Origin of the sequence: Nostoc sp., from assembly GCF_036917435.1 — a bacterium.
Lineage (GTDB): Bacteria > Cyanobacteriota > Cyanobacteriia > Cyanobacteriales > Nostocaceae > Nostoc.
Map to the genome: position 1 here is coordinate 1 of NZ_JBALDM010000033.1, position 13,118 is coordinate 13,118.

Here is a 13,118-nt window from a genome sequence, read left to right on the forward strand (position 1 = left end):
ATCAGAGACGTTTATCTACCTTGCCATGATCCGGATCATGGTGAGGCGATTGGCATAAAATTTTACTCCTCAAAACTTTTCAAACACCCTCTAACCCTCCCCTTATAAAGGGGAGGGAACCGGATTTTCTTATTTCCCCCCTTTATAAGGGGGGACTAAGGGGGGTAATAATTCGATAAAAATTACAACATACCACTTTTCAAACAACCTCTTAGCCTAAGTCGGTTTTTTTGTCTCTTGAGAAGATGACGAACTTTGTTGAATCTCATTAAGTATATTCTTTTTATCGAGTTCGTATTTGGGAATATTTATATTTGCTTTCTTATCTCCTGGCGCTTTTGTTCCTATTTCCTCAAATTCTGCTAAAGCCTCATCTACTTCAGGATGTTCTGATAACCAATCTGAGATAGCATTGGATAAAGATTTAACGTCATCAGGTTGGTTATTAATCAATTCCATTAGTGTGATTCTATCCTCTCCTGAAAATAGAGAAGGCTGAGTTTTCAGCAGATGAATAAAAATGTTAACAGTTGTTTCATAATCAGACATAATTATTCTCCTATTTGCCAACAGCAGTAAATGCAGCCCAATGATAAGGAGAGTTGAATGGTTTCTCTCCAGTCATCTTATTAATTTGACGACGTATTTTTCCTTTATTGGTGCTATCTAAAGACAATTGAGTAGTCCATTTATCTAACTCTTCTTTAGTAGCATCCCGTAGCCAAAGCTGCGCTTGATTCATAGCAAGTGGTACTAACATATCTGTAGCAGACTTCAAAATTTGAATGAACTTAATCATCAAAAAGGATGTTGATAAATCGTTTACCGTCCATAAACTACTTACAACACTGCTACTACCTGCATAGAGAAAGCCACTAGGTAAGCCGATATATTCATCAGTGGTATTATTGAAGTCAATTAAACCTGTTTCGCAGGCTGAGAGAACCACGAGACGAGTTTGACTAAAGTCGAAGGTTCGTTCAAATAAATTACCCAATGTCAAACATTTACTTAAATCTACAGCTTCCATGTCGGAAACTTTGAGATATCTTTCTGGGTTAGCATCATCAGGAATAGGGGAAATATAGGCATCTGCTAATAATAAAAAAGAATTTTGGGGAGAATCTAAGTTGAAAGAACCGTGACAAGAAAAGTGGAGATAATTTGCTTGTTTTAATTGTGTTGCTGCTTGGGATAAGGCGGCTTTTGTGGCTTGTTTTTTGGATAATACTTGATGGGAGGGAAAGTAAGATGATATGCTTTCCACTTCCAAATTGGTGAAATCAAGGTCTTCTGTAGGATTTTGAATTGCAAATAGAGATTGAAAATCAGGACGTTTGCGCTGTTGTACCTGTTGCAGTAGTTGACAACTGGGTGCATAACTCACACCACCAACAAATAAATCCAGAAGACAGCGCGAATTTTCAGCATTGTGATTGACTGGGAGGGCATGAAGGGGTAATAAATGCAAGAACTGATGGGGAATTAGGGGACTTCCAAATAAAAAAATATCCCAAATTTTCTTGTGGGATGGGCATCTTGCCCGTCCCCAATATTAGGACGGGCAAGATGCCCATCCCACAAATGGATAATTTATTTCTTGGAAAGCCCTAGGATGAGTTGATTGCAGTGCTTTGGTATCTGGTTTAATATTTCATCTATGTGCAGAATTGAGGCTAATTCTTTGAGTGATTCTCCTAAGTTATTAAGCCATTGGTCGTTTTGATTGTAGTAATTCTGCAAATATTGATTTCCCCAATCATACAAAGCTTCTCGGTCTTCTGGTTGGGATTGGCAAACAGTTACCTCTCCTTGTTTTGTGACAATAAATGCCAGAATTTTATCGTTGAGAATATACCACTCGATAATGGCTGTATGCTCATCCAAAGAATCTTGGAAGGAGTCGAATTTGAAACCATGACCAATAAGTAAGTATTGGTTTTGCAATTCATTACGCTGCTGTCGCAATTCTTGGAGATGTTGTGCTAAGACTTCGGAAGTTTCAGCTTTACCATTTTGGATTTGATATTGTCCTACGGCTATTTCATCCCTGTATTTTTCTAATTGAGTGAATACTTCTGGAGGGAAGATGGTTTTAGAGTCGCGTTCGAGGATTTGTTCGACTAAATTGCGGGTTTTACTACGCTCAACATATTCAATTGCTTCGGTAATCTTATTTAATTCCCTGCAAACTTCTACAATGCGGCTATAAACTTGGTTAAAGTGTTCCGCCTCATCTGCTTGGGCTTCTCTCAGTCTATTTGTCCCCCAACGACGCAATATTTTTGCTAACACACCGTCGAGTCTGTCTGTATTCTTTGCCAGCATCGGGTAAATTACCTGTGCGTTACCTCTAGTATCTGCTGTTACTTTCAGCACTTGCTCTAAGAAATCTAAGTATTCTTTTTGTGTGGCAGTCGATGATAATTTACTAGAAACTCCAAGTTGCTGTCCTGCTATATTCATTAAACGATTAGCTTGGTCTAATTCGCCCTGCCTTAGTAGATTATTTGCCATTTCCAGCATCTTTTGTACTAAGCCAGCATCAATTAAATCTTGGTTTGCTGCTAAAATCTCTCGGACTTCATCGTCACTACCGCAATTCAACAGGCGTTCAATGAGGTTGAGATAGGCTTGCTGTCGCTGTTCGTTCATGGGTAAGGGTGTGAGACGCAACTATATCATGAGAAAAATACAACAACAACGCCCTAAATTCCAGAAAAAGGTACAATTTCATCACAAATGATGTGTTTCTGACAATGAAAGAACCTCGTGGATGAGTGTTTTTACTTGTGAACAGACAATACACTGATTTTGCGGTAAGCGTTCGCGGAGCGTCTCGTAGAGAAGCTATGCCGTTAGGCTTATCGCCTTCCTCGTCGCAGACATCACTCCTATAAAATAGTGCGATTGCCGATCTTCTACCTTACAATCAAAATAATAAGTAATATTAATCCTTATAAATTCCAAAAGGAGTAATTATGAGTACCGAAACAGCCCTATGGAAAATCATAGAAAGTTTGCCCAGTTCCCTGAAAATTGAACTTTTACATTATGCCGAATATTTAATCACTAAATCTTCAACACTTCCACAAGTCGAAGATGTAACCGTTTTAGAAACCAATACAGAAGAAAGAGAAAATTGGCAATCTTTATCTTTAAATAACTTAAATCAATGTTATGCAGAAGATGAACCAGAATATCCTATAGAATCAATTAAAGAATATAACCCTAGTTATGAAAGAAGGTAACATCATACTAACTCCTATTCCTCAAGCAAATGGAGAAATCAAAAACCGTCCTACGCTGATTTTGAGAGAAATGCCAAAATATCAAGACTTTTTGATATGTGGCATTAGTACACAATTAAAACAATATATTCCTAACTTTGACGAAATCATTTCACCTAATGATGATGATTTTCAATCCAGTGGTTTAGTTCGTCAATCTGTGATTAGATTAAGTTTTTTAGCTGTCATTAATCGTAACAGTATAATTGTCTCGATTCGCACAATATCAATAGAAAGGTATAACAAACTATTACATAATCTTAGTCAATATCTAATTCAATTAATAGAGTAATCGCCGCAGATATCAATCCTACAAAATAGTGCGGGCTACGCCAACGCATTTGTGATTTCGGCGATTCCGTTTATAGATTTGGCGATCGCATTTGTTATTTCGGGATACTCATTTGTTATTTCGGGATACTCATTTGTTATTTCGGGGTACTCATTTGTTATTTCGGGATACTCATTTGTTATTTCGGGGTACTCATTTGTTATTTCGGGATACGCATTTGTTATTTCGGAGTACGCATTTGTTATTTCGGGGTACTCATTTGTTATTTCGGGGTACTCATTTGTTATTTCGGGGTACTCATTTGTTATTTCAGGATACTCATTTGTTATTTCGGGGTACGCATTTATTGATTTTGTGATTACTGTTGCTGATTGCACTTATTCTCAAACAACAAATCGATCTGAAAAATGAGTAAAAACACAGGCAAACTCGTAATTATTTCGTTGAACTTTTAATGAAATAAATCCACAAAACTACCCATCTCAGGCAAAAGGATACTCCACTATGTTGAAAAAGGAATTATTAAAAAAGGATGTGTTATGTCTTTAAAAACTCGTGGTTCTGCTGCTGTTGACAAAGCCCAACTTCGTCTCGCCTTGCTTAAATCTATTGATGAAAATCTGGATTTAGGACATGGGTTAACTATTGAAGCCTACAACCACTTAATCAACTCTACCCGTGCGATGGTAGAAGCGAATAATACGCTGGTGTCCAATCTGGAAGAATCGCGTAAAACAGTAACCCAGATGGATAAAACTCTCTCCGAAATGTCTGAACGAATGCTAAGTGGAGTTGCAACTGTCTACGGCAGAAACAGTATAGAGTATTCCAAGGCTGGCGGCTCTAATCGCAAACGAAATAAACAATCTAGTTCAAAAGTTACTCCACTTGTAGCGGTTCTTGCTACTCAACCTACTCAAGCTGCAATTGCCAATGCGTCAACTAACGGTAATGGCACAACTCCTTTGTTGCAATAATCCACCTGACTTGAAAATGGGAGTAGGGCCAATACTGTTCGGTTAAGGCAAGAGACGCGATAAATCGCCGTCTCTACGAAGCACTGATTATTGTAAAGACGGCGATTTATCGCGTCTTGGGGATCTATTTTTTCATAAAATAACCTTAACCGAACCGTATTGGAGTAGGGCAGGTTGGTTTCATACAACCAGAGAAAAACTAAAACTTGGTTTCAAAGCCTCTCTACCCTTGACTAACGGTAGGCTTACGCCAACGGAGATAGGCTTGGAGAGGGGTAAAAAGCTATGCCGCAAAACGATAAATCAAGACTTATGTATTTTTCTTTTTTAGTATGAAACCACCCTCCATATATAAATTGTTGCTTTTCAGAAAGATGACAATAATTTGTCACCAATACATACGGAAGCGGATTACTCGCTTTGATGACAATAATTTGTCACAACGACATCAATGTGTCACCGATGACAGATAATTAGTCACTGTACACTTGATTTATGCCAAAATTTACTATTGAGCAATACTTTTACCAAAGCCGATGATGGGATTTGAACCCACGGCCTGCTGATTACGAATCAGCTGCTCTACCACTGAGCCACATCGGCCTACACAATCTAAGAGTATAACATAATTAAATTATGGTAGATCAAAATCCTAAAAATCGCCTTAACCCCGAACAGTATGCCAGCCTCAAAGCAGAAATAGCCGCTCCTTATCGCGGGTTACGACAATTTTTCTACATCGCTTTCGCTGCTTCTGGCTCACTCGGTGCATTCGTCTTTTTCTTCCAAGTCCTCGCTGGACGCAATATTGAGAGTGCAATTCCAAGTTTAGCTCTCCAGTTAGGAATCGTTGCCCTAATGGTCTTCCTCTGGCGCTGGGAACAGCGCCCCCAATCAGGTAAAAGTTCTAATTCTTGAAGGGAGAAATTTTAGCTCGCCACATTTAAATCTCACTAGTTGAAATTTAAAAGGGATATCGATCACCCTATATTAACATTCTCGCTAGAACGCTCAGACTACGGCAATTTAAAAAACGTTAATCAAACCTTTGAGAGTGTGGAAATAGCTCATCAATTGCTTGCTCAACTAACCTAAATACAGCTTCAGGATACTTCGATGGTTTTTGGGTTACTTTTTCAAGGAACTGATAGCTAATGGTTTTAACATCAGCACCTTTCTCTAAGAGGAACTGAGTTAAGATTGAGTACTCGCCTCGACTGAGAGCAAGTGTTAGAGGTGTAAGTCCATCATGACTTAAGTAGTTAACATCTGCTCCTCGCTCAATTGCTTGTTGCACATCAGCAATTCTATCAAGCATGAGAGCATGAATCAAAACTTCATTTGGATGTAATTTTTCAAAGCCTTTCTTCCTCGCATTTCTTGCTTCTTGCCATCGGGGTATACTCTTAGCCCATCCTTCTACGTCTTCTTTTGAGTCCCAAGAGCGAAAAAACGATCCTTTCAGCTTTGGTAAATAGACATATCGTGCCCGCCAATTGGTTAATCGTTTCTCATTGATAATCATTGTGACTAATCTGGATGAGCCACGATGACGACCTACAACAACTATTTTCTCGTAACCATCACCCCAAGTTGGAGCGGAACAGTAAACCTTTGTGTTTGAACTGAAATGCTTTGTTCCATGCTGGATTTCATTGTTCTCATCAAACGGTTGCTCCGAAACAACATTTGCAACTAGACACCATTGAAAATATTTTTCAGGTTGCTCAGTCATCGTTCACGTTTAGATCAGTACTAAGCATAATTCTATCGTGAGTTACTGATTGCAAAAATTTCTAATAAACTAGACATTTGTTGAAACGGGGTCAGCTATATTTAAAGAACTCAAGTTTTATGTTTAAAAACTCCTAAAATTAATAAAAATCGTAATATTTGGAAGCACCAGACTAACAATTTATCAGTCTGGCACTTCCAATTTGCTAACTAGACATTTACTGGCCTGTTACCAAATAAGATGAAGGAATTGGTTGGGCACGTCCGGCATTGACAAGTGCCTGGTAAACAAAGGCAGCAACTTCGGCTCTAGTTGCTTGACGATTAGGATTGAGTTGCTTGACTGTGGGATAGTTAATTACTAGTTGCCGTACAGTTGCAGCTGCAACAGGTGCGATCGCATAATTAGGAATCTGGGCAGCATCGGTGTAAAAAGAAAGGACATTCTGATTACTCGCAGTTAAGCCCAAACCATTAGCCAAAGATACTAACGCCTGCACTCTAGGAATTTGCTGCTGTGGCTTAAAAGTGCCATCGGGATAACCAGAAACAAATTGACTCTGGTAAGCAGATTGAATTGCAGCGTAAGCCCAGAAATTTGTTGCTACATCCTTAAACTTAATACCTGCGCGTTTAACTGGTGGTGTTAAAGCTTTAGTGACAATAGTAGCGAATTGAGCGCGGGTTACAGGTTCATTGGGTTTAAAGCTGCCATCAGGAAAGCCAGCAATAATATTTTGAGAGGCTAAAGCTTCGATGTAGGCTTTTGCCCAGAAATTTGCGGGCACATCTTTAAATGCAACAGGCCCTCCAGTGGGTACATCAACGGCTGCGGCAACAAAATCTACTGAGCCAAAAATCTTTTTCTGATCGATATCGTTACCAACAGCAATAATTTTACTGGTTTTAGTGGCGTTGTTCACATCATAACGAGTGTTATTGCGGATCAGATTACCACCAGGATTTTCGTTAGTGCCGAGATCGGGTAGAGCGTTGACAGTTGCTACTACACCATCTCGCTTATTATTCTGAATGACATTCTTACGCAATACAGGCTTTGCTGACTCTGAGATAAAAAGACCATCTTGGTTTTCGACGATTTGGTTTTCTACAATTAGGGGTGTAGAAGTACCACCGATCGCTAGACCAAAACCAGTATCCTGAAATAAGTTACCTCGAATTTCTCCTTGAGCAGCTTTAGCTATTGAAATCCCATTGCCTTTGTTTTGCACAAAGGCGTTACTTTCAATTTTGGGATTACCTGTACCCGTAACAAAAACACCCTCTCTGACACTGTTAGTAAAAGTACTGTTTTTGATAGTGGGATTAGTTGATTCCACCCACACACCCGTACCCCGACTATTTGGGTTGGTGACGCTTACACCGGTAATAGTGGTATCTTGTTCGGCAAGGATGGTAATATCCTGTCTGGCAAAGGTGCGACTAGTGTAGAAACCTCCACCTGTTATTAATATCCCCTGACCTTTACTAGCTTCATCACCCCGCAGTGTCACCCCTGGTTTCAGCAACAATGGAAAAGTTTCGCCACTGTCCTGGTTATAGTTCCCAGGTGCTAATTGAATAACTGCACCTGCTTGGGCTTGACTGAGAGCAAAACTGATGCTTTTGTAGGGTGCAGTTGAGGTTGTACCAGCACCAGCACTATCTGCACCAGTTGCGGGATTAACGTAAATGGCTGCGGCTGTTGTCGGAACTTGCGCTGTGAGAGTTGGGGCAGTACTTTGTTGGTGAGTTGCACCAGCGTTAACCGCACCTGGTAGTAGTATTGATCCACTAGAAACAACAAGCATTGCCGTTAGTCCGGCTCCCACACGCAAAGTATATCTAAGATGACTGCTGGAGAGAAGGCGAAGATTTTTCGCAAGAGTAATGTGAAAACCCCGATATTTCATTTTTTGAGTCTGTGATGTGCTGAAGTATGTAGAACAAGGTTAAAGCTAACAGCCTTGTAGCTGCTGTAAAACCCATGCAAAACTATACTGGATGATTAGCACTGATTCAGCTAATTTCCTTAGATACATCACAGAACTTATACATTAGTTATATTATTTTATTCAGAAAATTTTACTACGTAGACTGTGGCGGAAGTTTACCTGCTCTTAACAAGTTACTCTGAGCAAATTATCTGGTTGAGATAGTCGCTGGATTTTTGCCAACCAATAAAAGTAAACCCTGTATTTTTTAGATAGAGTGCTGAATAGCTGGAATCGTAACAATATTATTTTGGATCAAATCTAGTCAAGTTATTCGGCGATAAGCTTTGTGAGCCTCTCTAGAAGCATCTGGGAGTCAAGATGGGCAGGTGTCGCCGATTAAAAATATTAAGAATTGTTCACATAAATAAAGTGGAAGTTGATGGCGATCGCTTGGAAACTGCATACCGTCAACTCCGCCGCTTGCAAACAACCCTAGAAGATTTATTTGCTGTTTAGTAAGCTAAAGTTTCTAAAGTTTCCCTTAAATACCGTTGTACTTGCTGTTCCAAGCGAATTCCGTGTAATTGAGCATCACGCTCTAGTTGCCAGCGTTGAAAACCGGAACTAGTGGAAATCGCACATTTGAGGCTATACCAAATTTCAGTGTCGGCAGAAAATTGGCGATCGCTAGAAGCTGGAATTTGAGCCATAGTTCCTCATTCCTTTGTTTTAACTTCAAGGGTAATTGGGCATTAGGCATGGGGCATGGGGCATTGGGCATGGGGCAATAATCAATAGTTATTCTTACCGTGCTTCCTCATTCCCCTCATCTCGCCCTACTGTTTCTTGCTTTCCCTGCTGGTTATTTATAGCCTTGTGAAGTAAATAATATTACTTTCAGGGTTGTGATGAATCTGTGTTAATCCTAAACAAGGATTGCAGTATTTGGGGCACGATTTGATTAACCCGCACCCCTAAAATGGTAAAATCTTGCTTAATCTTTTCTAAAGATAATGGTTCTATGCCAGCAAATTCTGTGTCATTAGTCACTAAAACTCGCATTACACTCACAGGTATTTGTAAAAATAGATTACTACCCAAAAAGGCTAACCCGGCAAGCACTAGTGCAACGCTGCGCCATTGAGGAAGAAATTTAGCTGAATTGGCTACTAATGGGGCAATTTGGTAAAGATGCCACAATACCCAAACCGACAATACTGCTGCTACTAATGCCAGAATCCGATTTAACTTTGTATTAATTAAACAGAGAATTTTTCGCTGCCGTTCAGTCAGATTTTCTGGCTTTAGGGCTATTCCTAAAAGAGCAAATATATAAAAGGGGCGACGTAACTGCATCCATAGCAGGGGGAGAATACCAATTGCAGCAACTAAAGATAGCTCCATCCAGACTGGCAAAAACGGTTCGCCTACAGACAAAAATAATAAACAGAGGACTAAAAAAACAGGCAACGTCGCTAATCCAGCAACGTGAATCCACAAAATAGGTTCAGAGCGAAATGAATGCATAATAAAAAGTTATGAGTTAAGAGTTAGGAGTTAGGAATTAGTAGACTTTAACTCCTAACTCCTAATTTATTACTCCTAACCTCTAACCATTTTACCCTTAACACTATCTCGTTAAGGTGAGAGTGCGGCGCTTCGTAACCATCTGATAGGATTCGATGATGTCACCTTCAACCCAATCATTGAATTTATCCATGCCGACACCGCATTCGTAACCGGCGTTAACTTCACGGGTATCTTCTTTCATCCGTTTTAGGGAATCAAGAACGCCTTCAAAGATCACCTTACCGCCACGTCGCACTCTGACTTTGCAGTTGCGAACTAACTTGCCAGATTGAACGTAGCAACCGGCAACAGCACCGCGACCGACTGGGAATACAGCACGGACTTCGGTTTGACCCAAGGGTTCTTCCACCAACTCTGGTTCCAAAAGACCTTCCAAGGCATCTTGGATATCTTCTAGGAGTTTGTAGATGACGTTGTATTCTCGAACATCTACACCTGCTTCATCGGCGGCTTGTCTAGCGCCACTGGCAAAGGTGGTGTTGAAGCCAATAATTACAGCGTTACTGGCAGATGCTAAGTCGATATCTGTCTCAGTGATTTCCCCAGCAGTAGCCAAGAGCATCCGAATTTGGACTTCGTTTTGTGGAATTTGCTTGAGCGCTCCCACAATGGCTTCTACAGAACCTTGTACATCTCCTTTCAAGATCAAGTTGAGTTCTTTCAACTCGCCTTCTTGGGCTTGAGCCGACAAGGTAGTCAGGGTAACACGACCTTGTAACAGGCGGGATAGGCGTTGTCTATCGGCGCGATCGCTAGCGAGGGATCTGGCTTCTTTTTCGTTCTGGAATACCTCGAACTCGTCGCCTGCTGCTGGCACATCACTTAAACCCAATACCTCGACAGCAAAGGAAGGAGAAGCAATGTCTACTCTCTTACTTCTGTCATCCACCATCGCCCGGACTTTACCGAAGGCCGAACCAGCTACTAAGATATCTCCCACACGCAGGGTACCATTCTGAATTAGCAGGGTAGCAACTGCTCCCTTCGCTTTATCCAGATGGGCTTCAATGACAGTTCCTTTGGCAGTACGATCTGGGTTAGCAGATAGTTCTCCAACTTCTGCTACTAGCAGAATCATCTCTAAGAGCGTATCTAGATTTTCACCTCTGATGGCGCTCACGGGAACCATAATTGTCTCACCACCCCAATCTTCTGCGGTCAGACCATATTGCGTAAGTTCTTGTTTCACTCGCTCTGGCTGTGCCCCTTCTTTGTCAATCTTGTTGATTGCAACGACAATTGGCACTCCCGCAGCTTGGGCGTGGCTGATGGCTTCAATGGTTTGGGGACGCACACCATCATCAGCAGCTACTACTAACACGGCAATGTCTGTCACCCTAGCTCCTCTAGCCCGCATCGCTGTAAAGGCTTCGTGACCAGGGGTATCCAAGAAGACTATCTGCTGTGGTTTGCCCTCATGTTCTATATCCACATGGTACGCACCGATGTGCTGTGTGATACCACCAGCTTCACCAGCAGCCACTTTGGTTTTGCGAATTGAGTCGAGCAGGGTTGTTTTACCGTGGTCTACGTGACCCATGATTGTCACGACTGGCGGACGGCGGTGGAGATATTCTCGGTCTTCTGCGCCGACCATTTCGGTAATTTTCCGAGCTTCTGCTTCTCGCTCGACAGTTTCAACTTCTATTTCTAGTTCTTTTCCTACTAGGGTAATTGTGGGAATATCTAGATTTTGGGTGATACTCACCGCCATGCCTTTGAGGAACAGGATTTTTACAATCTCTGTATCGGCAACGGCTAAAACGTCAGACAACTCTTGCACAGTCAAGGGGCCTGTGATCGTCACTTTTGCTGGACGATCGCGCTTTGGATCGACTTCTTGTTGGCGACGGTTATTGTGATGGTCACGGCCAGAACCAGACTTAGAACCAGGTTTTCGACTTCCTCTAGCAGTTGGGGCACTAACAAGGCTTACACCTGGCATCTGTACAGGTCGAGTCGCTTTTGGCTTGGGAGGACGGGCGATGGAAAGGCTAACTTGGACGGTTGCTGGTGAGTCGATATCGTCATCATCCAACAAATCTTCTTCAAATTCATCGTCCAGTATGGGCTTGATCCGCTTGCCTTTAACGCCAGCTTTAGCCTTCTCTTTAACTTCGTCGATTATTTCCTCTTCTACCCACTTCTTGCCGCCTTTGGTCGGGCGAGGTGGACTTGGGCGTTTCAAGTCGAGGAGATCGGGTGGTGAAACTGGCTCATCACCCATTCCTTGAGATTTGCCGGCTAATCCTGACATTTGTCTCGGTGGAGTAGCGATCGGCATTGCGGCTGCTACACCTTCACCAGGACGCGCTGGCCTTGGTCTTGGCCCGTCTCCTGATGGTGCAGATGGTCTATTGACCCTCTGCTCTGGTCTGGTGGGTGCAGGGGTGGATCGAGCCTGTCTTTGTGGTGCGCCTGGTGCAGACTGGTCGGTTGGAAGTTTTGCAACTCTGGGCTTAATTTGCTCGCGATCGCCTTCAACAGGTTTTACCCGTTGGTCGCGTTTGAGAATCGGTTTATCTGCTTGAGACACTTGCTCATCTTGCACCTCTTGCACCTCGGCAACTTCAGTCGCCGGTCTTGACGGAGGGGCAACTAATTGTGGTTTTTGAGGTTTTTCCGATTTCGGTCTGGGTGCAACTACTTTTTCTGGTTTTTGCGATGCTACTTTTTCCGGTGCCTGATTTGGATTAGGCGTTTGTTCCAAGTCGGTGACAGGAGGTTGCTCTTGAGTCTCAGATTGAGTCCGGGGCACAGGTCGAGTTGGTGCTGCCGGCTTCATGGGTGAGACTGGTGTAGCAAAAGGCCGTGGAGGAGAGGGAGGATTAGCTTCAGACAAGGCAGCTTGGGTATTGTTGGCAACTGACGCATCAGGGGCGTTGGAGGTAGTATTTCTCAATATTGTGGGTTTGCGTATTTCCAAAATTTGCTGTTTGTGGGGTGCAGCAGGTCGGTTACGTCCGCCGTTTGGTGGTGAATTTGGCTTATGGCTGGTTGTACCTAGTTCCTTTTTGGCCGACACATTCGTAGTTGCAAGCTTTTCTGCTGCCGCCCGGATGTTTTCTGCCTCGGATTCTGAAATCGTGCTGCTATGACTTTTGACTGAGATGTCGAGCTGCTCGCAAATTGCTAATAGCTCTTTGTTATCCAAATTCAATTCCTTTGATAATTCATAAATTCTAACTTTGCCGTTGGTCATCCACTCTTCCCCTTTAATTTACAGTTTTAGCGGATGGTTGCCTGGTTTGCGACATCTCCATCCTTGGATTACTGTTTTTAGACTGCCGTTTAGTTT

The 13,118-nt window shown here is 42.1% G+C and carries 14 protein-coding genes and 1 tRNA gene; 6 read left to right on the forward strand and 9 right to left on the reverse strand.

The annotated features are described in order from the left end of the window. Positions 1–216 precede the first annotated feature (216 nt). The 3 genes from V7K98_RS14345 to V7K98_RS14355 form a co-directional block, all read right to left on the reverse strand. Positions 217–549: a hypothetical protein gene (locus V7K98_RS14345; RefSeq protein WP_335022859.1), complete on the reverse strand. Its 333-nt coding sequence runs from the start codon at positions 547–549 to the stop codon at positions 217–219. Between the two features lie 10 nt (positions 550–559). Then, the gene (locus tag V7K98_RS14350) at positions 560–1,519 is read right to left on the reverse strand and encodes a CHAT domain-containing protein (protein ID WP_335023425.1); all 960 of its coding nucleotides are present in this window, start codon (positions 1,517–1,519) and stop codon (positions 560–562) included. A gap of 74 nt (positions 1,520–1,593) precedes the next feature. After that, the gene (locus tag V7K98_RS14355; RefSeq protein WP_335022861.1) at positions 1,594–2,655 is read right to left on the reverse strand and encodes a hypothetical protein; all 1,062 of its coding nucleotides are present in this window, start codon (positions 2,653–2,655) and stop codon (positions 1,594–1,596) included. A 326-nt stretch (positions 2,656–2,981) separates the two neighbouring features. On the opposite strand from V7K98_RS14355, the gene V7K98_RS14360 reads away from it, so the two are divergent. The 4 genes from V7K98_RS14360 to V7K98_RS14375 all read left to right on the forward strand — a co-directional run bounded on the left by V7K98_RS14360 (position 2,982) and on the right by V7K98_RS14375 (position 4,559). Beyond that, entirely contained in the window at positions 2,982–3,251 is a 270-nt protein-coding gene (locus V7K98_RS14360; RefSeq protein ID WP_335022863.1) for a DUF2281 domain-containing protein, read from the forward strand. Continuing rightward, positions 3,238–3,582, forward strand: coding sequence for a type II toxin-antitoxin system PemK/MazF family toxin (locus V7K98_RS14365; RefSeq protein ID WP_335022865.1), 345 nt, complete (start codon positions 3,238–3,240; stop codon positions 3,580–3,582). The genes V7K98_RS14360 and V7K98_RS14365 overlap by 14 nt, the downstream gene beginning before the upstream one ends. Before the next feature lie 51 nt (positions 3,583–3,633). Continuing rightward, positions 3,634–3,993, forward strand: coding sequence for a hypothetical protein (locus V7K98_RS28915; RefSeq protein ID WP_442940419.1), 360 nt, complete (start codon positions 3,634–3,636; stop codon positions 3,991–3,993). A 128-nt stretch (positions 3,994–4,121) separates the two neighbouring features. Further along, positions 4,122–4,559: a hypothetical protein gene (locus V7K98_RS14375; RefSeq protein ID WP_335022869.1), complete on the forward strand. Its 438-nt coding sequence runs from the start codon at positions 4,122–4,124 to the stop codon at positions 4,557–4,559. Between the two features lie 531 nt (positions 4,560–5,090). Here the strand turns inward: V7K98_RS14375 and V7K98_RS14380 are convergent. Next, positions 5,091–5,162: transfer RNA gene (locus V7K98_RS14380), tRNA-Thr, on the reverse strand. Between the two features lie 33 nt (positions 5,163–5,195). On the opposite strand from V7K98_RS14380, the gene V7K98_RS14385 reads away from it, so the two are divergent. Beyond that, entirely contained in the window at positions 5,196–5,477 is a 282-nt protein-coding gene (locus tag V7K98_RS14385) for a DUF3493 domain-containing protein (protein WP_335022871.1), read from the forward strand. Positions 5,478–5,595: 118 nt separating this feature from the next. On the opposite strand, the gene V7K98_RS14390 is transcribed toward V7K98_RS14385, so the two are convergent. Then, positions 5,596–6,294 (reverse strand): ankyrin repeat domain-containing protein, encoded by a 699-nt coding sequence (locus V7K98_RS14390; protein ID WP_335022873.1) that lies wholly within the window; start codon positions 6,292–6,294, stop codon positions 5,596–5,598. A 217-nt stretch (positions 6,295–6,511) separates the two neighbouring features. Next, a complete protein-coding gene (locus V7K98_RS14395; protein ID WP_335022875.1) occupies positions 6,512–8,206 on the reverse strand; it encodes a DUF1565 domain-containing protein in 1,695 nt (564 codons plus the stop codon). Positions 8,207–8,608: 402 nt separating this feature from the next. Here V7K98_RS14395 and V7K98_RS14400 point away from each other — a divergent pair, with 402 nt between their 5' ends. Continuing rightward, positions 8,609–8,746 (forward strand): hypothetical protein, encoded by a 138-nt coding sequence (locus V7K98_RS14400; RefSeq protein ID WP_335022877.1) that lies wholly within the window; start codon positions 8,609–8,611, stop codon positions 8,744–8,746. Here V7K98_RS14400 and V7K98_RS14405 read toward each other — a convergent pair. From V7K98_RS14405 to infB, 3 genes are all read right to left on the reverse strand, one after another. Continuing rightward, the gene (locus tag V7K98_RS14405) at positions 8,743–8,940 is read right to left on the reverse strand and encodes a hypothetical protein (RefSeq protein ID WP_012412012.1); all 198 of its coding nucleotides are present in this window, start codon (positions 8,938–8,940) and stop codon (positions 8,743–8,745) included. The two genes, V7K98_RS14400 and V7K98_RS14405, sit on opposite strands and share 4 nt — an antisense overlap. Before the next feature lie 187 nt (positions 8,941–9,127). Next, a complete protein-coding gene (locus V7K98_RS14410; RefSeq protein ID WP_335022879.1) occupies positions 9,128–9,757 on the reverse strand; it encodes a low-complexity tail membrane protein in 630 nt (209 codons plus the stop codon). Between the two features lie 103 nt (positions 9,758–9,860). Continuing rightward, a complete protein-coding gene (infB, locus tag V7K98_RS14415) occupies positions 9,861–13,022 on the reverse strand; it encodes a translation initiation factor IF-2 (protein WP_335022881.1) in 3,162 nt (1,053 codons plus the stop codon). Between the last annotated feature and the right edge of the window lie 96 nt (positions 13,023–13,118).

What these genes read in the sequence shown, in the direction of transcription:
- V7K98_RS14395 (WP_335022875.1), bottom strand. Translation starts at nt 8,206, where the DNA reads ATGAAATATCGGGGTTTTCACATTACTCTTGCGAAAAATCTTCGCCTT.
- V7K98_RS14360 (WP_335022863.1), top strand. Translation starts at nt 2,982, where the DNA reads ATGAGTACCGAAACAGCCCTATGGAAAATCATAGAAAGTTTGCCCAGT.
- V7K98_RS14405 (WP_012412012.1), bottom strand. Translation starts at nt 8,940, where the DNA reads ATGGCTCAAATTCCAGCTTCTAGCGATCGCCAATTTTCTGCCGACACT.
- V7K98_RS14355 (WP_335022861.1), bottom strand. Translation starts at nt 2,655, where the DNA reads ATGAACGAACAGCGACAGCAAGCCTATCTCAACCTCATTGAACGCCTG.
- V7K98_RS14345 (WP_335022859.1), bottom strand. Translation starts at nt 549, where the DNA reads ATGTCTGATTATGAAACAACTGTTAACATTTTTATTCATCTGCTGAAA.
- V7K98_RS14365 (WP_335022865.1), top strand. Translation starts at nt 3,238, where the DNA reads ATGAAAGAAGGTAACATCATACTAACTCCTATTCCTCAAGCAAATGGA.
- infB (WP_335022881.1), bottom strand. Translation starts at nt 13,022, where the DNA reads ATGACCAACGGCAAAGTTAGAATTTATGAATTATCAAAGGAATTGAAT.
- V7K98_RS14375 (WP_335022869.1), top strand. Translation starts at nt 4,122, where the DNA reads ATGTCTTTAAAAACTCGTGGTTCTGCTGCTGTTGACAAAGCCCAACTT.
- V7K98_RS14385 (WP_335022871.1), top strand. Translation starts at nt 5,196, where the DNA reads ATGGTAGATCAAAATCCTAAAAATCGCCTTAACCCCGAACAGTATGCC.
- V7K98_RS14390 (WP_335022873.1), bottom strand. Translation starts at nt 6,294, where the DNA reads ATGACTGAGCAACCTGAAAAATATTTTCAATGGTGTCTAGTTGCAAAT.
- V7K98_RS14410 (WP_335022879.1), bottom strand. Translation starts at nt 9,757, where the DNA reads ATGCATTCATTTCGCTCTGAACCTATTTTGTGGATTCACGTTGCTGGA.
- V7K98_RS14400 (WP_335022877.1), top strand. Translation starts at nt 8,609, where the DNA reads ATGGGCAGGTGTCGCCGATTAAAAATATTAAGAATTGTTCACATAAAT.